Source organism: Acetobacterium sp. (assembly GCF_039830195.1).
Classification (GTDB): Bacteria; Bacillota; Clostridia; order Eubacteriales; family Eubacteriaceae; genus Acetobacterium.
This window is the reverse complement of record NZ_JBDODG010000039.1, coordinates 50,024-70,735: the sequence shown is the minus strand read 5'-3', so window position 1 is coordinate 70,735 and position 20,712 is coordinate 50,024. Positions and strand designations below refer to the sequence as shown.

Sequence of the window (20,712 nt, the reverse complement as noted above, 5' to 3'; positions counted from 1 at the left end):
ATAGCCATATTTATAATTTATATTTTGCTGCTGCTCCCGGGTAGAATGCCAAAGGAGGTCGATGACCGACTTTGGACCAGTTACTATGCCCATCGGGGATTGCACGAAAAGGATAAGTCGATACCGGAAAATTCGATGACCGCTTTTAGAAAAGCGGTGGATGCCGGCTATGGAATCGAAATGGATTTAAATCTCACGGCCGACGGCAGGATTATTGTGTTTCACGATGATAATTTATCGCGTTTGTGTGGGGCAGATAGATTAATCACGGACTGCACCTATGAGGAGCTACTGACGTATAACCTGGAAAATACCGGGGAAAAAATCCCTTTGTTTGAAGATGTGCTGAGCATGGTAAATGGTCAGGTTCCCCTGATTGTTGAACTGAAAAATACCAAAAATCTTAACGAACTGTGTTCAAAAACGGCCGAGCATCTTGATCATTATGATGGGTTGTATTGCGTGGAATCCTTTCAGCCGTTAATTGTCAGGTGGTTTTACAAAAACCGGCCCGATGTGGTCAGAGGTCAGCTTTCAGTCGGGCGCAAAAGTCTCAAGGGGTTGGATGTTAAATTGTGGCAATGGCTGTTAATCATTTCATTTGCCACCAATTTTATATGCCGTCCTCATTTTATGGCATTCTATCATGGTGATGCCCGACGTAAGCTGGGACTCAGCCTGTTCCATCTGCTGACCGGAAGACTGGTCGGATGGACGGTCCAGGATACCGATGATATTGAGTATTGCAAGAAAAAATTTGATGCGATCATATTTGAATATTTTGAACCATGAGTTTTAGTAAAAGGTCATAGTATATCACGGCGATATGCTGGGCCTTTTTCCAGGTTGAAGGAGGAACAAGATGGAATTTTTACAAGAACAATTAAAGGCCAAAAAAGCCGGGCAGGCTTATGCAGTGCTGACGGTTGTTGCAACAGCGGGAACGTCCCCGTGCAAGGTTGGGAAAAAGATGCTGCTTTTGGATGATGGCACCTTTTATGGTACCATAGGCGGCGGCGAGTTTGAACGGGAAGCCCTGGAAGAAGCCAAACATGCCATAAAAAACAAGCAAAGCTTTTTAAAAGCATATGAACATATTCCGACTTATGAGATAGCCGGTCTGGGCTGTAGTTTTAAGGTGACACTTTTTGTAGATGTTGTTTTTCCCCGGTTACAATTAGTAATCTGCAACGGTGGACACGTGGGCACGGCAGTTTTGCGCCTGGCAAAGCAACTTAATTTTGACACCATTCTGCTGGACACCAGGGCACCGGAGCTGATCAGGGAGCAGATTGAGCTGGCCGAAAAATTCATTCCCTGTGATGTTTTTGAGCGTGGTATTCTCGAAGGTGACATTCCCGACGGAGCCTATTACGTCTGTTGTGCATCCACCCATACTCAGGATAAATCAGCACTGAAGGGAGCCTTGCAGAAAGAGTTTGCTTATATTGGGATGCTGGGCAGTGTCAAAAAAACGGTTGAAATGTACCGGCAGCTGGAAGAAGAAGGGATCAGCAAAAATCTTCTTGAGCAGGTGCACACTCCGGTTGGGCTGGATATCTGCGACATGTCGCCCGAAGAGGTGGGATTTTCGATTCTGGCGGAAATACTGATGATTAAAAATGGGGGTACCGGAAAACCCCGTAAGGAAGTCAAAATGACAACCCGAAAATAGAATTGATAATAACATAAGATTCAAACATGACAGACAGGTGTCATGGTTACTGCGGTATAATCATTCAAAAACGAGGAGGAAAAAGATATGAAATTTGAGGCAGCCATGCTGGTAGTAGATGATATCAATCGGTCCCGGGCTTTTTATTGCGATGTTTTTGGTTTGGAAGTGGTGATGGATTTTGGTGAGAATATTACCTTTGATGCGGGGTTTTCGCTGCAGGATAAGGCTCTTTGGGCAAAATTCATCGATGCCGAAGAAACGGCAATTGTCTATCGGGGCAACGATATGGAAATGTATTTTGAAGAAGCGCAGCTGGATAAATTTGTGGAGCATTTAAAAACCTTTGCGGATATTGAATACCTACACGGCGTAAAAGAATACCCATGGGGTCAGCGGGTCATTCGCTTTTATGATCCGGATTATCATATCATCGAAGTGGGCGAAAGTATGGCAGTGGTTTGCCAACGCTTTCATTCCCAGGGCATGACAATCGATGAAATCGCCGAGAGAACCATGTTTCCGGTAGAAGCAGTTAAGAGTTTTCTGTAAATAAAGCTGAATTTTATCTAAATGCAAGAATCCCTTCAAAAAAAGAAGGGGTTCTTTTACGTTAGTCTTAAAAATGATATAATCAAAAATAAGATGAAATTAAAGAAAAGAAGGAAATAAAATGCAAGCAGACATAACGATTCGGATCGCCCGAGAATCAGACACAGAAGAATTATTGGCTATTTACGCCCCCTATGTCACAGAAACCGCCATCACCTTTGAATATACGGTGCCGACCCATGCAGAATTCAGAGACCGCATGACAAAAACATTGATGAAATACCCTTATCTGGTAGCCGTACAGGAAGCGGAAATCCTGGGCTATACCTATGCTTCAGAATTTAAAAACCGGGCCGCCTATGACTGGGCTGTCGAAACCACGATCTATGTCAAACAGGACAGCCGCAAAAGCGGGGTTGGTAAAAAACTCTACCGGGCTCTGGAGGAAGTCTTGAAGCAACAGCATATCTGTAATCTTTACGCCTGCATTGCCTATCCCAATCCCGGGAGTATCGGTTTTCATGAATACCTGGGTTATCAGACCATTGGCCATTTTTCAAAATGCGGTTATAAATTTGAAACCTGGTACGACATGATCTGGATGGAAAAAATGATTGCTGAGCATGATCAGCATCCAGAACCGTTTAAGCCGATTACCGAAGTGCGCGGGTGGGACGCGCGGCTGGAAAATTTATAACTTTTCATTAGCTGCTGAAGGCGCAGCGTTAAACGAAAAATCTCCGCACGTTGAGAGTACGGAGATTTCAGACTGTCAAAAAAGATAACCCAGTACCGACAATTGTTACATCATGTTGTACGCATCGGAGCGGACACGGCAGCGCCTGTCCGATTCCGCGGCGAACAACAGATTAACAATTGGTCGGTACGGCAGTTTATTGACAACCTCAAACAAGTTGTTGTAATGCTTATTTTGCCGCGGGCCCGATTTGTCCGGCTCGATAAGCCTTGCTGTATTTTCGACAGTGCCGGTCCTGCCCCATTAAGGCATAGGTGGCAAAAATGGTGCCCATCATTTCCCGGTTCAGCGGATCCAGCACCGCTGAATCCATGCCGGCCTGAATGGCAAAAGCCATACCGGTTTTATTCAGCAGTGACCGGACTGGCAAGCCAAAGGAGATATTGCTGATCGCGCCGGTTACATGGATGGTTGGATACATTTCCTTGATCGCTCTGATTTCCTGAGTGAAATTAAGCAGGGAATTGTTTTCCGTTGATAAGGCCATCACACAGGGGTCGATATGAATACGATCGGGGGTGATCCCATAGTGAGCAGCTTTTTCGACCATGGTTCGGGTGATCGCAACCTTGGTTTCAACATCATTAGGGATCCCATTGTTATCGCAGGTAAGTCCGACCACTTCCCAGGTATTACCTTCCATCAGTGGTAATAAAATCTCGCATTTGTCGCCTTCTTCGGATATCGAATTCAGCATTCCCGGTTTATTGGCATACTTGAAGACGGCTTCAATGACCCGCGGATTGGGACTGTCAATACAAAGTGGGGTATCGGTGGCATCCTGTACCACGTCCATCAGCCATTTCAGGGTTTCAATTTCAAATTCCGGAGCGGTGCTGGCACAGACATCAATGAAATGGGCGCCGGCAACGGTCTGCTTTACAGCCCGGTCAGCGATAAAAGCAGCATCTCTTTTTTCGATGGCTTCTTTGACAGCAGGGATCGAACCATTAATTTTTTCTCCAATAATAATCATGATAGCCTCCTATACCCAACCCTGGCAAATCTTCACGCCTTCAGCCGCATTGGTGGTGAAAGCGTCGGCACCGACAAATTCACAGGTCTCTTTGGTGGTTGGATTACCGCCGATGATGATTTTTGCGTCAACTCCAGCTGCTTTTAAACTTTCCACCGTTTCTTTCATGGAGTCAATGGCCAGAGTCAAGACGCCACTCATCCCGATAACCTGGGGTTTTAGTTCGGTTGCTTTGACAACAAACTCCTCAACCGCCACGTCAATGCCGATATCTACGACTTCAAAACCGGCCGCTTCAGACATGCTTTTAAAAATATTCTTGCCGATATCATGTAAATCCCCATGGACGGTTCCCAGCAAAATGGTGCCCTTGATTTCAGTGGCGCCACTGCCCAGAACGGGCTTTAAAACGTCAATGGCTTCGGTTAACAGTTCCCCGGCAAAAATCAGATCGCCAACAAAATAATCGCCGCTCTCGAAAAGATCGCCGACAATTGCCATACCACCCTGACAGGCCGCAACCGCTTCTAAAGCCTCTGTTTTAGAGGGATTCGTGGTGGCAAATTCTTTTAACATCTCCAGTACCAGTTCTTCTTCCAAATCACCCAATGCCTGCGTTAATACTTTTAAATCTAACATATTTATTTACCTCTTCTATTATTAATATTTTGTGTTGCGTAACAATACGCAAATGTTTTTAGTTATCTTACGTTTACGATCGGTTAAGTTAACCCGTTATTCTTTCATTGCTGCTTCTGACAACATTTTCAAACAACTGATGACAATGATGCTGTAGATCAGACAGGTCGGTAATGCCAGGATCACCGAAAGGGCCTGAACCTGAACTAACGAGCCATTGAATATCATTAATACCATCGGTATTGCGGCCAGTGTTACGGCCCAGAAAATGGTCAGTCTTTTGCTGGGACGCCCATCTAAGGGAACGTGTTTTGATGAAACCATGGCCATGGTGTACGCCGCAGAGTCAAAACTGGTAGCCATGGAAAGAAGTGATGTAATCAACAGCGCAAACACGAAGACGCTGCCAAACGGCATTTTGGCATACAGATCAACGACTGTTGTCGGTCCGCCATTTTCGGTCACACCCTTGACAATATCGACGAGGCCGCGTAATTGCAGATCCAGGCTGTAATTGCCAAGCACCGAAAACATTGAAAATGATCCTAAAAAGCCATAAAACAAACCACCGAAGATGACCTGGCGGATGGTCCGGCCCCGGGAAATTTTGGCAATGAACAATCCCATGAAAATCGAATAGGAAAGCCACCAGGCCCAATAAAAGACCAGCCAGGATTGGGCATCGCCACTGTTGCTGACGGGATCCAGATAGGTGCTCATTTTAAAATAATTATCAAACAGCAGCCCCAGCGACGTTGTTTGCATATTGACAATAAATGCCTTATTGCCAACCAGGAATACATAAATAATCATCAGCAACATCAGGATAATATTGAGATTGCTTAAGATCCGAATCCCTTTTTTCACGCCATTATAGGCGGATACGGTAAAAATAGCAGTAACCACGACAATGACCGAAAAACGCAACATCGGGGTATCTTCCCAGCCAAAAAGTTGATTGAGGCTGGCTGAAACCAGCGGTGATCCAATCCCCAGTGCGGTGCCAATCCCACCTAAAATGCCAAACAGGAAAAGAATGTTGATCATTTTTCCGCCGATTCCATCAGCATGTTTTCCCAATAGGGGTTTACAGGCGATGGCGACATCAAAGCGTTCGTTTTTTAAATTATAACGAAGAAAAGCAAACGCCACGGCGGGAATCAGATAAACACCCCAGGCCGATAGGCCCCAATAAAAGATCGGTAAGGTGGCCGCATATTCGGCCGCTTCAGGAGTCAATGGATTAATTCCAAAAGGTGGCTTGATATAATGAAAGACCCATTCAATACTGCCCCAATAGATAAAACCGGCGGCCATGGATGAGCAGAACATCATTGCCGCCCAGGAAAACTCACTGTATTCTTTTTCGTCCTGGCCCAGGCGAATCGGTCCAAATCGACCGGCACCAATGTAGATACACAAAAATAAGGAGATTAGCACAATCCAGACATAGACAAAGCCAAAATTAGTCAGGATATAATTGTTCAGCGCGTCAAGCACCAGCTTGGATTGATCCGGAGCGATAAAGAAATAGGCAATTACAATGAATACAAAGGCCAGCACGGTAACAATCATACTGTAATTTGTATTTGATTTAGATGATTTCATATTCATTCATTTCCTTCTAGTAGGATATTTTTTACATGTTAACCGTTATCATTTTAAACGATTTTTTCAGTATAACATATGGATGTAAGTTCTTATACCCACCTTTTGCTCCCGTTGATAATTATACTGAGATCAGCTGGTAACGGTTCAATGAACTAGCGCTAGATTGTCTTTATCGCTCCGGCTCTTTGCCGAAATTTTGATTAATTATGGGGATCGTTGTTAAATTGTTTGCGGTTCATCTACTGCGGTGGTTTCCTCGTCAATGCTATCCGGCGCATTAACCCAGCCATTGGTGCGGATATCTTTTAAAAATGACAAGGTCATCAACGCAATAATCAAAAGTGCCGGGATGCCGCAAATAACGGTAATGGTTTGGAAAGGCCGGATCCCACCAATCATCAGTAAGGCGATACTGATCACGCCAATACAGATTGACCAGAAAATACGAATCCAGATCGGGGGTTCCTGGCCGGCTTTTAAAACTTTTGTGGTGGCCATGGCCATACTGTAAGCATTGGCATTTAATAAGGTCTGCATACAAATGTTGGCGAAAATGAATAAAACAGGCATCATTACAACGGCAAAGGGTAAAAATTTCCAGACCGCCGCAATGGCAGCACCCTGTCCACCGGTAGCCATAACAGCACCCAGATCCAAGCCCTCATTCAAGAAGGTATGAATTGAAAAGCCCTGGAACACGGCGAAAAACATATAGGTACCGATAACGGTTGAACCGATCAAACCGAAAATCAGTTCGCGCACGGTTCGGCCCCGGGAAATTCGTCCGTAGAAAGCACCATTTTGAATCGACATGGTTATATACCAGGCAAAATAGAAAACGGTCCAGCCCTGCGGTACTAAGGATTTTGCATAAGGGTCGGTATTAGAGATCAGGTGCAGGGTATTATTCATTACCATGCCCAGTCCGTCAGTAAATGAATTGAGCATAAAGAATGTCGGGCCAAAAAGTAAAACAAAAACGAGAATCCCGAAGCCCATATAAACCCGGATATTACTGAGCAGGCCCAGACCTTTTTTAAGTCCGGCAAAGAGCAACACTGCCATGATTAAACTCCATAACAGGATTAATACCACGGAGATGATAAAGGGCGGTTGACTGCCGGTCATATTGGCAATAATGGCCACCAGCGTCGGAATATTGACGCCAACACAGGTAACAACGGAAGATAGCATGGAAATTACAAAAATGATGTCAATTAATTTTCCGAAACCACCATTGGATCGTTTGCTGCCAATCAGTGTGGTACAGGCAGTACTGGGCAGCGAATCCGCTGACTTTTTACAATAGAACTGATAGGCAAAAACCACGGCAATCAGGGCATAGCCCATATAGAAAACCGGTCCCCAGTGGAACAACGGCAGCATCGCCGCCTGGGCAAGAGCCTGCGGGGTTGCAGTTTCCACACCCCACATCGGGGTCTGATAGGAATAGAACCATTCAACGGTGGTCCAGGTGAGAACCCCCAGGCCGGCCGCTCCGGTAAACATCATCCCCAGCCAGGAAGCGGTGGAGTATTCCGGTTTTTCATTGCCAAACCGTTTTTTCCCCAGTGGACCAAAGGCCAGAAACAGAACGACTGCCGATAAGGCCATAAAATACCAGCTGAACATCCAGGCAAAACTGTCGGTGGTAAAGGCAAAGGCAGCTTGTAAAATTTTTCCAAAGGCTTCGGGATTGGTCATAACCACGGCGCTCAAAACGACGGTGAAAATCAGTGGTGGAAAAAAAGTCCAGCCATTAACCGTTGAAAAAATCGAAGCCTTAGCGGGCTTCTGCATTTCTTTTTTCATTTCTTCTTTGATATATTAGCATTTAATATATCTTCTCCTTTCAAAGTGCTATTTGACTCTTTTAAATAAGCAATAAACATGCCAAAATGAGAAATGGCGGTTACAAGAGCTTTTACGAATATACATCCGATGATTCACGGCAGTTTCTGAGTGAAAATCACTCAGACGAACGAATTTCATTCACTACGCAATTAAAAAAAAGTACCGAATTGGATGGATTATCATAAAAATCCCAAAAACATTGGATTCTGACATGTTGGCACGAATTATGCGTAGGATACTGGTTAGAAATACTCAGGAGGTATATTATGTATAAGAAACACTACACGAGAAACTTTGTTACAAAAGAGTCAGTTGAATTAATTCACGAAAAATCCTTACATCTATTAAAGACCAAAGGGATTCGTTTTTGTTCAGCGGAATTACTGGAGCTATTTAAAGCGAGAGGCTTAAAAGTTGACGGCGAGATCGTCTATATCACTGAAGAGCTGGTCAATGAAGCGTTGGCGTCCTGTCCCCGTAATTTTATGCATGTTTCCCGGGGTAAAAAAATTCCGATTGGTACCGTCCAGGAAAAAACCGTCGGACAATCATCGCTGGGTCCCATCAATGTCCTGCAGGAAGGCATTCACCGTCCGGCAACGTCCGATGACTTTGTCAATTTCATAAAACTCTTTCATACCAGTGATGTGATTGATATCATTGATTGTGAACTACTTTATCCCCATGATGTGCCGGTGCCCTACCGGACCGATTTTATGACCCTGGCGCCGATGATGTATAGCGACAAACCTTTGGCGGGCTTAAACGGCAGCGCGGAAGTTTGTCGCCGCACGATAAAACTGGCCCAAGAATTTAATGATATTCACGACCAGGTGCTGATGTCAACCCTGGTTACCAGCGCCCCGCCGTTTGCCTGGGATCGGCATATGTGTGAAACCCTGATTGAATATGCCAGAAATGGACAAGTTTGCTGTATCGCCGGAGTGGGTCTGGCGGGACTGACCGGGCCGCCGGCTTTAGCGGGCAATATTATTCAGAACAATACCGAGCGGCTGGCCGGCATTGTGGCCACCCAGTTGGTTAATCCGGGAGCTCCCGTGATTTACCAGTTCAGCGCTTTGCAAACCGATCTGCGCTACAGTCTCTGCGTCTGTGGTGGGGCCGAAACCAGCGTTGAATGGTTTGTTGAAAGTGAGCTGGCCAATTTCTATGGCTTACCCAAACGATCCCACGGCTGTCTCTCCGATGCCAAGGATGACGACTATCAGTCCGGACGGGAATCAACCATGGTTGGTCTCTCGGCCTTAATGTGTGAACCGGAAGTATCCTATATGCTGGCGGGCATCATGGATTCCTTTAATACCCTGGGCTATGAAAAATTCATGCTCGATGAGGATACCTACAAAATGTCCGGGCGCTTTTTAAGAAGCGTTGATTTCAGTGACGAATACCTCTGTATGGATAAAATGGAAAAGATCGAACATTCGGCCAATTATATTGCCAGAACCACAAAAACCTACAAACATGATTTCATTTTCCCGGAATTTGCCAACCGTAAAGCCTATTCCAATTGGGAAAAAGAAGAGCATTCGATCAGTATCCGGGACCGAGCCACCCAGGCCTGGAAAAAAAGAATTGCCGACTATGTTCCATTAGAACTGGATAAGGCGCAAATAAAAATGATGGAAGAACTGTTGCCCCCAGAATTAAGACTTAAATAAAGGTTTTATCAAACTCCTTTGATCCACAGGTTTTGCCTGTGGATTTTTTTGTTTTGCCAGCGGTGCGATTTGTAAAAACTGAAAAAAATGTTATAATGGCTCCATCAGTCATTTGAGCGGCAACAGCAGCATCGAGACACGACAATATCAAAGATCTTTTTAAGTTTATGCTTTTGTTGGGCCGGGAATGATATCGTTAACAAATATAAAAAAAGAGAAGAGAAGTATATGATCGATCTATCTAAAACTGTCAATACCCCTGAGTACGATGACTACTTAAAGTCAATCCCCCATGAAACCCTGTTAAAGATTCTGGAAAATTCATTTACCGAAATCTATGTCCTCGACAAAGATGGCAAGGTGGTCTATGCCAATCCCGCGGTTACCCGGCTGTATGGTATCAAACCGGAAGACATTGTTCAAAAAGACAGTAAAAAAATAAAAGCAGGGCTTTGGGATCCCTATAGTTTTGATCTGACCAAGGTCTCCCACCAGGCTATTGTCACAGAAAATATTTATTACAAAACCAATCGCACTATTATCTGTATCAATGTCCCGGTTTACGATGAGAATAATGAGTTTGAATTTATGGTTTCAACCTCACTGGATAATATCCGGTCAGTCGACTTAAGCTATCGTGACGTCCGTAACCCGATTGAAACCATCGATCTGGAGTTTTCAGATCAAATTATCGGAAAGAGTAAGTTATTTAAGCAATGTCTCAGTGATCTGGAAAAAATTGCCAAATCCGATTGTAATCTGCTGATTTTAGGGGAAAGCGGAACCGGCAAAAGCTATATCGCCCAAACCGTTCATAATGAGAGTCGCCGCAGTCATAAACCGTTTATTGCCATTAATTGCGCCGCGATTCCCGATGGCTTATTTGAGAGCGAACTTTTTGGTTATATGCCTGGAGCCTTCACCGGCGCCAATGTCAAAGGCAAAACCGGTTTATTAAAAGATGCCGATGGCGGCACCATTTTTCTCGATGAAATCGGCGACTTATCGCCTAAAATGCAGGTGAAAATTCTGGATGTGCTGGAAAACCAGCGCTTTATTCCGGTGGGCAGTAACAAACCGGAACATGTCAACATCCGCATTATTGCCGCCACCAATCAAAAACTGATTCAGGCCATCAAAGAAAAGAAATTCCGCAGCGATCTGTACTGGCGGCTCAATACGGCCAAGATTATCCTGCCACCGTTGCGTCAGCGGAAAGATGATATCCTGCTGCTGGTAACCCATTTTTTAAATGATTTTAATCGACGCTATAATACCAAAAAAATATTCAGCAAAGCCATTCTTTCCTATTTTATCAGTTACGATTGGCCGGGAAATGTGCGGCAGTTAAAAAATGCGGTTGAACGGATGTGCATATTGTCGGACAAGATCATTGTTAATGAAAGTCTTTTTCTGCAGTACCTGGATCAGGAAGAAGATATTGAAGAATTTGATGAGGAATGTTTTAATGTTGAAGAATTTAAAAAGCGCACCGTCATCAAACTTTATGCGAAATACAAATCCAGCCGGATCATTGCCAAAAAAATGGGACTGAGTCAATCCACGGCCAATCTTTTAATCAATAAGTATATTAATGAAATGTGATGTCCATGAGAGCAAATCCAAATATAAATGAATAAAAGCGCATTCAAATGGTATAAAGAAAGAGCAGTGATTTTAACAAAAAAGCAATAGACAGAACCGTAAAAATAGAATACACTGTGAATAAAAAATCGAAAAAATGTTGATAATATCCAGATAAAATTAATATAAATTGAACTTGGAGGCACATTGTGAAAACGATCAACTTGAAACTGATGCTTATTCATCGCGGCACCCGGACTCATTCAATCACCCAAATTGAGCCGATTGGCCATATGTCGCTGGCGGAAATGATGGCCAGCAAAGGGATTGATGTGGCTGTTTTTTCAGGCGAGCTGTTAAGGGGGCTGGAATTTCTGGAAGCGACCGGCTCGGATAAAAATACCGTGGTGGGTTTGTATTGTGATTATGAGAATCAGTCAGCAGTTGAGAGTTTTGCCAGAGAAATAAAAAAGCGCTACGGTGCCACCGTTTTTGTCGGCGGACCCCAGACCGTGGGGTTGGGTGAAGAATTTCTGCGCGCCAGCCAGGCTGATGCAATGATGCGGGGCGAAGGGGAGTATTCTCTCTACGAAGCGATTCACGCCCTCCAAAATGAAGAAAAAGAAAAATGGGAAACAATAGCGGGACTGTGTTCATTCCGGAATGACGGCAGCTATTATGATAATGGTATTTATCCGGCGATTGAGAATTTAGACGAACTGCCGATCATTACCGGAACAATTAAATCCGCCCAGCATCAGGGCATTAATCATATGGCAGTGATGTCAGGACGAGGGTGTCCTTTTCACTGCTCTTTTTGTTATGAGGGGGGAAACAGCAAGAATGTCCGCCGTCGCAGTGTCGAAAGTGTGATGAAAGAAATCCGCTGCCGGTTAAAACAAAACCCCAATGTGAAGTACATCTTTTTCGGCGATGATACCTTCACCCTGGATAAGGAACGGGTGCGAACCTTTTGCGAACAACTCAAAGAGCTACGGAAAGAACACGATTTTGTCTGGTTCGCCGATGCCCATGTCAATATTGTCATCAAATATCCGGAAATTGTAAAAATGATGGTGGACGCCGGGCTGGTTCGGATGCAGATTGGGATTGAAAGCTGTAATCAGCACATCATTGATATCTATAACAAGAAGATTAAACGGGAAGGGCTCTTTGACGTCATTGCCATCTGTCAGGCCGCCGGACTGCCCCAGCTGGTCGGTAACATCATCATTGGCGGAGCGCTGGAAACCCGGGAAAGCCTGGATTTTACCTTTGATACCGTCAATGAAATGATTAAAGCCGGCCGGGGTATGGTGGAGGTGGTCAGCACCTTCTACATGCCTTTCCCGGAAACCGCGATGTCAAAAGATCCGGAAGCCTTCGGGATTTTTGTGAAGGATGAACAAGCGCTCACATCAGTGGGTGATTTTCCGGTGATTGAAACCGCAACCCTGAGTATTGAAGAAATCTGCGCCGCCCGGAATGAGTTTTTTGAAATGAATATCAAATTGATGCGAAAAATGCTCAGTGATGGTGAAATTCCCGATGCGGTAATTCTGGAAAGTTATCTCCTCAGTGAAAAATACGGGCTCAGCGGGATGTGGCAGGGACTGGCCTATTCCCGGTACCCTTACTTTGATGCCCAGTATAAGGCCCGGATCCGGGGCGACAAACTGACCAAAGATTATCAAGGCGAAGCGGTTTTTGAGACGCATCCCCAGCGCATTGCCCTGCTTTCCCTGACCCCCGAGCTGGCGGCAGAAATTCCGGTCTTAAACGGATTTGTTTATTCCCCCTTCGAATTTGAAGTGCTAAAATACAGCTCCGGAAAATTGACCATGAACGAAATGGCAGAAGTACTTTTTCCACAATACCAGAACAGCTTTGAGAGCTTTGAAGTGTTTAAGCAGCATCTGCTGGCGACTATCAAAAAATTGGAAGCCGTGGGGATGTGTGTATTGTCAGGATCGCTGACTGCCACAGCGGCTGATCAAGAATGGGCGCAACGGGGAAAAGCAGTAGTCAAAGAAGTTGAGGATACCGTGAAAAATAAGTTCATTCTTTTTAAACTATCAACCATCGGGATGGAAGTTGCCGGCTTCAGCAGAAACGGGGCCTTTCTGGGCATTTACGGGCTGGCCAGCTATCTGGATGCCAAAGGTTATGACGCCATTGTCTGTGAATGCCGCCCGGATCAGGCCATCGATTATCTGAAACGCTACCCCTTTGATGAAATTTGCGGGATTGGTTTTTCGGTGGATTTTGAAAATAAGCACGTGGTTAAAAAAGTTAGTGCGGCAATTACCGAAACCTATCGGATTCCGGTGTTGATAGGCGGACCGGAAGCCATTTCTCTGGACGAAGATTATCTGCGCCAGTCTCAAGCGGTAGCGATTGTCAGAGGTGAAGGTGAACTGGCGATGGTGGCGGTTCTGGAGGCCTTAAAAAAACAGCAAGGCCTGACGGGGATTGCCGGAATCTTTTATATCAACGAAGAGGGCGACTGCATCGATATGGGTGAAGGTCCGGTGGTGGAAAATCTCGATGATCTGCCCTTTCCGGCCTATGATAAAAGCATTACCCCGATTGATTTTTCCAGCCTGTATCTGATGAGTAGTCGGGGCTGCCCCTACCACTGTGTTTTCTGCCATGAAGGGGCCTTGAAACGGCCGATGCGGCAGCGAAGTGTGGCCAACGTCATCGCCGAAATGAAACATTTTCTGCTAAAATATCCGGAGCTCAATTATTTTAAGTTTTGTGACGACACCCTGGTTACAGATCCCAAATGGTTGGATGAATTTTGCCGGGAGGCTAAAGCCCTTCAGGCCGTGAAGCCCTTTCAGTTCTATTGTGAGGCCGATGTGGTGTCCTTAAGCCGACGACCGGAAGTACTGAAGTCGATGGTGGATGCCGGCCTTAATCGACTTCAAATCGGCATTGAAACCGTAGATAAGGAGATGTTGAAAATTTACCGCAAAAACATTTCTCCGGAAATGGTGGAAATCGTCGTGAAAGCCGCCTATGATGCCGGGGTGCAGCAGGTCTTCGGAGCGCTGCTGGTGGGTGGTCCCTTCGAAAACCGGGAACATATTGAAAAAAACAAGACCTTTGGAGCCAAGCTGCTGCGACTGGGCCCGGGGATGATGGAAATTGCGCCCAGTATTGTGATGCCGTACCCGATGACTGATATTGGTCTGCATCCCGAAAAATACGGACTGACCATTTACGATAAACAGGGTCTCGGCAGTATTTCCGATTATCCGATTATGGATAGTGAAACCATGGATCGCCGGGAGATTATGGGCGCCTATCAGGAATATCTTCAGAGTTTTGTGGATGAGGTAAAAATCATGCTCAACGACGGGGAATTGGGTCATGAAGATATTTTAAGATGCTACAAAACATCCATGGCCGCCAACGGGCCCAAATACTGGATAAATATTATTTCTCATCATAAGCCGACCTTGACCGCCTATTACACCATGCTGGCCCGGGAATCCGCCAGTCGGGTTACCGATGTCGACCCGGCCGAACTGCCCAACTGGCGACCCCAGCGGATGATTGAAATGTGGCGGGATGTGGATTTTTCCCAGGGCTATCCGCTGTTATGGGGTGAGGCGTTGTCGCCCTTTGAATATGAAATCATGAAATACTGCACCGGAAAAAGTACCATCGCCGCCATTACCGAGATTTTGTATGAGCGATTTGGAAAACCGTTTGGTGAAAGTCCCAATGAATTAAGGGAACGGATCATTGCGACGCTGAAAGTTTTTGATAAAAAATACTGGCTTCTTGTTGTTCCGTTCTAGAAAAAGGGTAATAAAATGAAGATACTCCTTTGTAATGTGTCGAAAAAATATGAAACCAGTTCTCATGATTATCTGGGGCTCTTTTATCTGGCCGGAGCGCTGGAAGAAGCCGGCTTTGAACCGCTGGTTTTTCATGGCAAACCGGAAGATTTACTGGAACAGGTAAAACAGAATGAACCAGTCGCAGTGGGTTTTTCCTGTGATTTTGATAATGTTTCGCTGATTGAAGCTTTGTCTCAAAAGATCAAAGCAGACTGGAATATTCCCATTATTATTGGCGGTCCCCAGAGCATTGGGCTAGCGCAAAAATTTCTGGAAGACAGTCAGGCCGATTTCATTTTAAGAGGCGAGGGCGAAGTATCACTGCCGCTGCTCTTGAATGCCGTTTTAAAAGAAGACGGCGACTTAAGCGAGATCAACGGACTGGCGATGATCAAAGACGGGATTTTTACCGAAACCCCGCCGGCCATTATCGCCGATCTGGATGCCCTGCCGTTGCCGGCCTATCACGCCTCCCTGCATATTGATCATGCCTATGGCAAACTGATTTTTACCGGCCGGGGCTGTCCCTATCAATGTGCTTATTGCGCCCCCAGCCCGGGCAAGCAGCAGGTTCGGCTGCGGAGCATTCCGCTGGTGCTGGCAGAAATCAAACTCAACTTACAAAATAATCCGGATCTGAAATACATTATTATCATGGACGACGCTTTTACCCTTAACCGGGACCGGATTGAAGAATTCTGCCGGGGTATGCAGGAAATCAGAAAGGACCGCGATCTGGTCTGGTATTGCGAATGCCATGTGGGCAGAATAAAAAACTGGATGGATATCCTGCCGACGATGATTGCGGCGGGGCTGGTCCGCTTGCAGATCGGGATTGAGTCCGGGGATCAGCAGGTCATCGACCAGTATAACAAGCATGTCCAGATTGACGATATCATTGAATTTGTATCCTACGCCGCCGACTGCGGACTGACCCAGATTGCGACTAATTTTATCGTCGGCGGTCCGGAGGAAACGCCCGGAGCAACCGCGGCCCTGATCCAAACCTTGATAAATCAGGCACCCGGGGTCATTGATATTATCACCGGTTTTTTAAGAGCTTATCCCGGCACCCAGATCAGGGACAATCCGGAAAAATTCAATTTACAGCTGCATGACCACACCGGCCGGTTTTCCGGCGATGACTATCCCTTTGTCACACCCCTGGGAAAAAGTCAGGATCAGGTGATGAAAGACCGTCAGGAACTCAATAAGGTGATCCGGCAAAGCATGCAAAAGAAAATCAAAAATCATGAACTAGAACAGCAGGCGGTGATGAAGCAATTTAAAGCTGCCCTGACCTATGGCATCCGCAGCCGCTGGTTTGAGGAAATTGCCGCCAATCCCAGAGCCTATGAATATTATTACGTGCTTTATTTAAACGAGGGACAGGCATTTGATCCATCGTTGGATTTCTCCAGCGATTATCCCCAGCGTACCTTTGAATTATGGCGCACGATGACCTTTACCGAAGGGTTCCCAAAACTTGATGGCATGGCGCTTTCACCGCTGGAATATGAGTTGTTGTTGCGCTGTGCCGGAAAAAGAAGCCTGGCCGAGATCGAAACCGAATTGTTTTCAATATTTGGTGGGCCTTATCAAAATCAGGCCGAATTCCATGGAAAATTAGTTGATATTCTGTATCAATTTAATTTTAAATATTGGCTGACTCATTTTGTGATTTAGCCAAAATCGTTTGGAAAGGAGGAAGAAAATGAGTATTGATGGTGCAAAAGCATTAGCTGCAAAAGTATTAACCGATGAGGCGTTGGCAAAACAACTTGATGGTGCTAAAACAGCAGCAGAATTTGATGCAGTGGTTGCAAAATTAGGTTACAGCTGTACTGCAGCTGAATTCGATGCTGCTTTTAAAGAAGCACAGGCTAAACAACCAATCAGTGATGATCAATTAGATCAGGCTGCCGGTGGTTTAAGTATTGTTGGCGTAGATTACGCTTTTACAGCAACACAAACAGCGAGAGCATAATAAGCCAAGAAGGGGATTTTCCCCTTCGAAGTGCTGACCGGATAGCGATAGTCAGCAGTTCAAAGGGGGATAGGTAGATATGGAACTATTATTGATCAAATCGCACCGCTATGTCAGCGGCTATATTCCCGGCAGTAATCTGGGAATGAATATACTGACCCAGCTATTAAGGCAAAAGGGCTATCAGGCCGAGATGTTTCAGGGTTATGCCAAGGAAGCGCTGGATTATGTCAACGCTGTGATGGAAAACGAGGACAAGCCTAAAATCATTGGTTTCTACTGTGATTTTAACAATATTCACTGGGTTAAGACCTTTGCTCAGGAAGTGAAAAAACGCTATCCGGAGGTGATCCTGTTGGCCGGTGGTCCGCAAACAGCGGGGATGGATGCTGATTTTTTGAAGGCAACGGCCATCGAAGCTGCCTGTATCGGCGAAGGTGAGGAAACCATTCTCGAGCTGATGGATTATTTTATTGAAAAAAAAGGTTCGCTCAAGGATATCCAGGGAATTATTTTCAGGGATGAAAACGGAGAACTGGTGGAAACCGAACCGCGAAAGCCCCCGGAGGATTTGGATGATATTCCCTGGCCGGATATTACCCTGACCAACGACTATAAACATTATGGACTGCTGCCGATTTTAACTGGCCGGGGCTGCCCTTTTGGCTGCACCTTTTGCTATGAAGGGGCCAATGCCAAACGGGTGCGTCGCCACTCAGTACCGTCACTGATGGCGGAAATCCGGACGAATTTTAAGCGCAATCCCGCCATCAATTACATCAATTTTCTTGATGACACCTTTACCCTGGATCACAAACGGGTTGATCAGATTTGTGAAGAAGTCAAAAAAATCCGGGCGGATTATGATTTTGTCTGGTTTGCCAGCGCCCATATTTCGACGATTGATAAACATCGGGAGATGGCCAGGAATCTGGCCGATGCTGGTCTGGTAAAGATCTTTTTTGGGTTGGAATCCGGCAGTGACCAGGTTTTAAAGAGCTATAATAAAAAAATAACCCGAAAGATGGCCGTTGATGTCATTGATCATTGCGTTGAATCAGGAATTCACGGCATTTCCGGCAATATTATTATTGGCGGACCCCATGAAACCCGGGAGACCATCGCAGAATCCGAAGATTTAATTATGGAATTGCTTTACCGGGCGCCGGGTCAGTTCGAAACCGCTTACTTTTCATTTTTGCCCTACCCCAAAACCCCCATTACCCTTAATCCGGAGAAATTCGGGATGTCCATCTATGAGGATCTGATTGATTGCTGCAATGAGGATATTCCCCTTTCCCGCACCAAAGAACTGGATTTTACCGACCTGATCAATATTCGTTTGCAGGCTAATAAGCGGCTGCAGAATGAAATGCGCAAAATATATGTTGATGGAAAAATTCCGGAAGCGGTGATTCTGGATTCGTATCGATTAGGCCGTCAATACGGTGTGTTTACCCGGTGGAACGACTATGTCTATAAGAACATTCCCATTGATGATGCTTACTGGAAAATGCGGGCCTCAGATGAGTATCTAATCAATGCTCAATTAGGAACAAATGATCAAGCTGCCATTGTCCACCGCACCTTCGAACTGTGGCTTTATACCGATGTCAGTGGCGAAAAACCACAGATATTTGACCAGGTCCTGGATGAAATCGACTATACCCTGTTGAAATTATGTAATGGTAAGCTTTCCAAAAAAGAAATCCTGCAACAGGGCCAAATAAAACTGGACCCTCAGGGGAAAAATGCTGATTTCTACCACCAGGCGGAACAATCCCTGAATAAAATGGAGGGGAATAAGTGGATTTTATACCGGAAACCCTAATCAACAAACCCGAAGTTCTGTTGGTTTACACCCAACGCATGGTTCGGGGACGAACCTTTGAAATGATTGAAAATCTGGGGATCTTAACCCTGGCAGCTCAACTCAACGCTAATGGTTTCGAAGCAAAAGCTTATACCGGGATTACCACCGACGCCGTTAAAACCATTGAAAAAATGAAAGACCGCTTATTTGCGGTCTGTTTCTACTGTGATTTTGATAATCGTTCAGCGGTGGCGGCCATCATCAGCTATTTAAAAAAGCATTATGATTTTTATGTGGTTCTGGGCGGTCCGCAAACCCTGCATATGACCGAAAAAGATCTGGAAACATATCAGGCCGATGGCATCCTAAAAGGCGAAGGCGAAGAAAGCCTCTTAACCTGGTTAAATGCAAAAATCACGGGAGAAGCGTTGGGCGTTCCGGGTGAAATCCGAAAATCCCAAAATGCCGATTACGTCTACCTGGAAGATTTTTCAAAATATGAATGGCCCCGTAATGAGGATGTGCTCGATTATCAGGAACGACCACTGTTGTCGGTAATTACCGCCAGGGGTTGTCCCTATCGCTGTGCCTTCTGTTTTGAGGGCGGGAATTCCAAAAATTTGCGGATGCGAAGCGCGGAAGATGTACTAGACGAAATAGCCGCCCGCTTAAAAAATAGTCAACGTCCCCGGTACCTGTTTTTCTGTGATGATACCTTCACTACCAATCCGGTTAGACTAAAGCAGATCTTAGCCGGTTTGCGAACGCTTCGAAAGAAATATGATTTTGTCTGGTTTTGCGAAGGTCATCCCGGGTTTTTGGTGAAACACTCTGAACTGATTCGCGAAATGATCGATAGCGGCATGGTGCGGATGCAGATCGGCATGGAATCAGGGGTGGAAGAAGTCCTGAAAGCCTATGGCAAACAGGCCCGCCCAGAGGATATAAAAAAGGTGGTCGAAATCTGCTATGCCGCAGGATTACCCCAATTAACCGGGAATTATATTATCGGCGGGGCCTTTGAAAGCGCTGCAACCCTGGCCGAGACCACCACAAAAGTCCTGGAGCTACTGGACCTGGCCCCAGGGATGCTCGACATATCAACAACCTTTATAATGCCCCTGCCCGGCACCCAGATTTATAATCATCCCGAAAAATTCGGAATCGTGCTGGAAGACCGGGAATGCCTGACCAACCTGGAGGATTTTCCGGTTAATCATACCCGGGAATTATCGCTACCGGAAGTATGTATGGGTCGCTCCCGATTTATTACGGCCGTCTCTAATAAAATGAAGGAACAGTTTGAAAAGGGTCTGATTTCCCAAGATCGGATCAAAGCAGATTTCAAGCTGGCGTTTAATTACGGTATTGCGGCTGGATACCTTAAATTTATTTATGCCAAAGACGAGATCATGGTGGCGTATTATCAAAAACTGATTGAGTACAAAGGCCTGTTGAAAGAATGGCATGAATTAGACGAGGATGAAAGAAATACCTGGATTATCCAAAAGATACCGGATTTTTCGATGTTGGATATCAATACCCTCAGCCAAACCGAAATTGATATTCTTTGCTGTTCCGGAGAATTTACCAGCACAGAAATGGCAGAAAAATTAAATCTGTCGGCCGGGGAACTAAGCAAGCTATTGGTGAAAATGAGTGACAAGCATATGATTTTATTTTCAGCATTTATTTAGACTAAGAATTATCCAAACGTAAGGAGAAGGT

15 protein-coding genes are annotated in these 20,712 nt (G+C 45.4%); 11 read left to right on the top strand and 4 right to left on the bottom strand.

Annotated elements, in window-relative coordinates:
- Nucleotides 1-45: 45 nt before the first annotated feature.
- The 4 genes from ABGU93_RS12490 to ABGU93_RS12475 all read left to right on the top strand — a co-directional run bounded on the left by ABGU93_RS12490 (nucleotide 46) and on the right by ABGU93_RS12475 (nucleotide 2,924).
- The gene (locus ABGU93_RS12490; protein ID WP_347413778.1) at nucleotides 46-792 is read left to right on the top strand and encodes a glycerophosphodiester phosphodiesterase family protein; all 747 of its coding nucleotides are present in this window, start codon (nucleotides 46-48) and stop codon (nucleotides 790-792) included.
- Between the two features lie 70 nt (nucleotides 793-862).
- Nucleotides 863-1,675 (top strand): XdhC family protein, encoded by an 813-nt coding sequence (locus ABGU93_RS12485; protein ID WP_347413777.1) that lies wholly within the window; start codon nucleotides 863-865, stop codon nucleotides 1,673-1,675.
- 87 nt (nucleotides 1,676-1,762) lie between these two features.
- Complete coding sequence (locus ABGU93_RS12480; RefSeq protein ID WP_347413776.1) at nucleotides 1,763-2,227, top strand: VOC family protein; 465 nt, start codon at nucleotides 1,763-1,765, stop codon at nucleotides 2,225-2,227.
- 121 nt (nucleotides 2,228-2,348) lie between these two features.
- Nucleotides 2,349-2,924: an N-acetyltransferase family protein gene (locus ABGU93_RS12475; RefSeq protein WP_347413775.1), complete on the top strand. Its 576-nt coding sequence runs from the start codon at nucleotides 2,349-2,351 to the stop codon at nucleotides 2,922-2,924.
- Nucleotides 2,925-3,153: 229 nt separating this feature from the next.
- On the opposite strand, the gene ABGU93_RS12470 is transcribed toward ABGU93_RS12475, so the two are convergent.
- From ABGU93_RS12470 to ABGU93_RS12455, 4 genes are all read right to left on the bottom strand, one after another.
- The gene (locus ABGU93_RS12470; RefSeq protein WP_347413774.1) at nucleotides 3,154-3,960 is read right to left on the bottom strand and encodes a methyltetrahydrofolate cobalamin methyltransferase; all 807 of its coding nucleotides are present in this window, start codon (nucleotides 3,958-3,960) and stop codon (nucleotides 3,154-3,156) included.
- A 9-nt stretch (nucleotides 3,961-3,969) separates the two neighbouring features.
- Nucleotides 3,970-4,599, bottom strand: coding sequence for a cobalamin-dependent protein (locus ABGU93_RS12465; protein ID WP_347413773.1), 630 nt, complete (start codon nucleotides 4,597-4,599; stop codon nucleotides 3,970-3,972).
- Nucleotides 4,600-4,695: 96 nt separating this feature from the next.
- On the bottom strand, nucleotides 4,696-6,213 hold the full coding sequence (locus ABGU93_RS12460) for a BCCT family transporter (protein WP_347413772.1): 1,518 nt from the start codon (nucleotides 6,211-6,213) through the stop codon (nucleotides 4,696-4,698).
- Nucleotides 6,214-6,429: 216 nt separating this feature from the next.
- The gene (locus ABGU93_RS12455) at nucleotides 6,430-8,022 is read right to left on the bottom strand and encodes a BCCT family transporter (protein WP_347413771.1); all 1,593 of its coding nucleotides are present in this window, start codon (nucleotides 8,020-8,022) and stop codon (nucleotides 6,430-6,432) included.
- A gap of 308 nt (nucleotides 8,023-8,330) precedes the next feature.
- On the opposite strand from ABGU93_RS12455, the gene ABGU93_RS12450 reads away from it, so the two are divergent.
- From ABGU93_RS12450 to ABGU93_RS12420, 7 genes are all read left to right on the top strand, one after another.
- Nucleotides 8,331-9,746, top strand: a complete 1,416-nt coding sequence (locus ABGU93_RS12450; RefSeq protein WP_347413770.1) for a trimethylamine methyltransferase family protein — start codon at nucleotides 8,331-8,333, stop codon at nucleotides 9,744-9,746.
- Nucleotides 9,747-9,974: 228 nt separating this feature from the next.
- Nucleotides 9,975-11,351 (top strand): sigma 54-interacting transcriptional regulator, encoded by a 1,377-nt coding sequence (locus tag ABGU93_RS12445; protein ID WP_347413769.1) that lies wholly within the window; start codon nucleotides 9,975-9,977, stop codon nucleotides 11,349-11,351.
- Nucleotides 11,352-11,539: 188 nt separating this feature from the next.
- Nucleotides 11,540-15,142, top strand: coding sequence for a radical SAM protein (locus tag ABGU93_RS12440; RefSeq protein ID WP_347413768.1), 3,603 nt, complete (start codon nucleotides 11,540-11,542; stop codon nucleotides 15,140-15,142).
- Between the two features lie 15 nt (nucleotides 15,143-15,157).
- The gene (locus tag ABGU93_RS12435) at nucleotides 15,158-16,870 is read left to right on the top strand and encodes a radical SAM protein (RefSeq protein ID WP_347413767.1); all 1,713 of its coding nucleotides are present in this window, start codon (nucleotides 15,158-15,160) and stop codon (nucleotides 16,868-16,870) included.
- A gap of 28 nt (nucleotides 16,871-16,898) precedes the next feature.
- On the top strand, nucleotides 16,899-17,171 hold the full coding sequence (locus tag ABGU93_RS12430; RefSeq protein WP_304886290.1) for a Nif11-like leader peptide family natural product precursor: 273 nt from the start codon (nucleotides 16,899-16,901) through the stop codon (nucleotides 17,169-17,171).
- Nucleotides 17,172-17,250: 79 nt separating this feature from the next.
- Entirely contained in the window at nucleotides 17,251-19,002 is a 1,752-nt protein-coding gene (locus ABGU93_RS12425) for a radical SAM protein (RefSeq protein ID WP_347413766.1), read from the top strand.
- Nucleotides 18,978-20,681 carry a radical SAM protein gene (locus ABGU93_RS12420; RefSeq protein WP_347413765.1) on the top strand — a complete coding sequence of 568 codons (1,704 nt, stop codon included), beginning with the start codon at nucleotides 18,978-18,980 and terminating at the stop codon, nucleotides 20,679-20,681. Before ABGU93_RS12425 ends, ABGU93_RS12420 begins: the two co-directional genes overlap by 25 nt.
- Nucleotides 20,682-20,712: the final 31 nt, after the last annotated feature.

What these genes read in the sequence shown, in the direction of transcription:
- ABGU93_RS12490 (WP_347413778.1), top strand. Translation starts at nt 46, where the DNA reads ATGCCAAAGGAGGTCGATGACCGACTTTGGACCAGTTACTATGCCCAT.
- ABGU93_RS12485 (WP_347413777.1), top strand. Translation starts at nt 863, where the DNA reads ATGGAATTTTTACAAGAACAATTAAAGGCCAAAAAAGCCGGGCAGGCT.
- ABGU93_RS12480 (WP_347413776.1), top strand. Translation starts at nt 1,763, where the DNA reads ATGAAATTTGAGGCAGCCATGCTGGTAGTAGATGATATCAATCGGTCC.
- ABGU93_RS12475 (WP_347413775.1), top strand. Translation starts at nt 2,349, where the DNA reads ATGCAAGCAGACATAACGATTCGGATCGCCCGAGAATCAGACACAGAA.
- ABGU93_RS12470 (WP_347413774.1), bottom strand. Translation starts at nt 3,960, where the DNA reads ATGATTATTATTGGAGAAAAAATTAATGGTTCGATCCCTGCTGTCAAA.
- ABGU93_RS12465 (WP_347413773.1), bottom strand. Translation starts at nt 4,599, where the DNA reads ATGTTAGATTTAAAAGTATTAACGCAGGCATTGGGTGATTTGGAAGAA.
- ABGU93_RS12460 (WP_347413772.1), bottom strand. Translation starts at nt 6,213, where the DNA reads ATGAATATGAAATCATCTAAATCAAATACAAATTACAGTATGATTGTT.
- ABGU93_RS12455 (WP_347413771.1), bottom strand. Translation starts at nt 8,022, where the DNA reads ATGAAAAAAGAAATGCAGAAGCCCGCTAAGGCTTCGATTTTTTCAACG.
- ABGU93_RS12450 (WP_347413770.1), top strand. Translation starts at nt 8,331, where the DNA reads ATGTATAAGAAACACTACACGAGAAACTTTGTTACAAAAGAGTCAGTT.
- ABGU93_RS12445 (WP_347413769.1), top strand. Translation starts at nt 9,975, where the DNA reads ATGATCGATCTATCTAAAACTGTCAATACCCCTGAGTACGATGACTAC.
- ABGU93_RS12435 (WP_347413767.1), top strand. Translation starts at nt 15,158, where the DNA reads ATGAAGATACTCCTTTGTAATGTGTCGAAAAAATATGAAACCAGTTCT.
- ABGU93_RS12430 (WP_304886290.1), top strand. Translation starts at nt 16,899, where the DNA reads ATGAGTATTGATGGTGCAAAAGCATTAGCTGCAAAAGTATTAACCGAT.
- ABGU93_RS12425 (WP_347413766.1), top strand. Translation starts at nt 17,251, where the DNA reads ATGGAACTATTATTGATCAAATCGCACCGCTATGTCAGCGGCTATATT.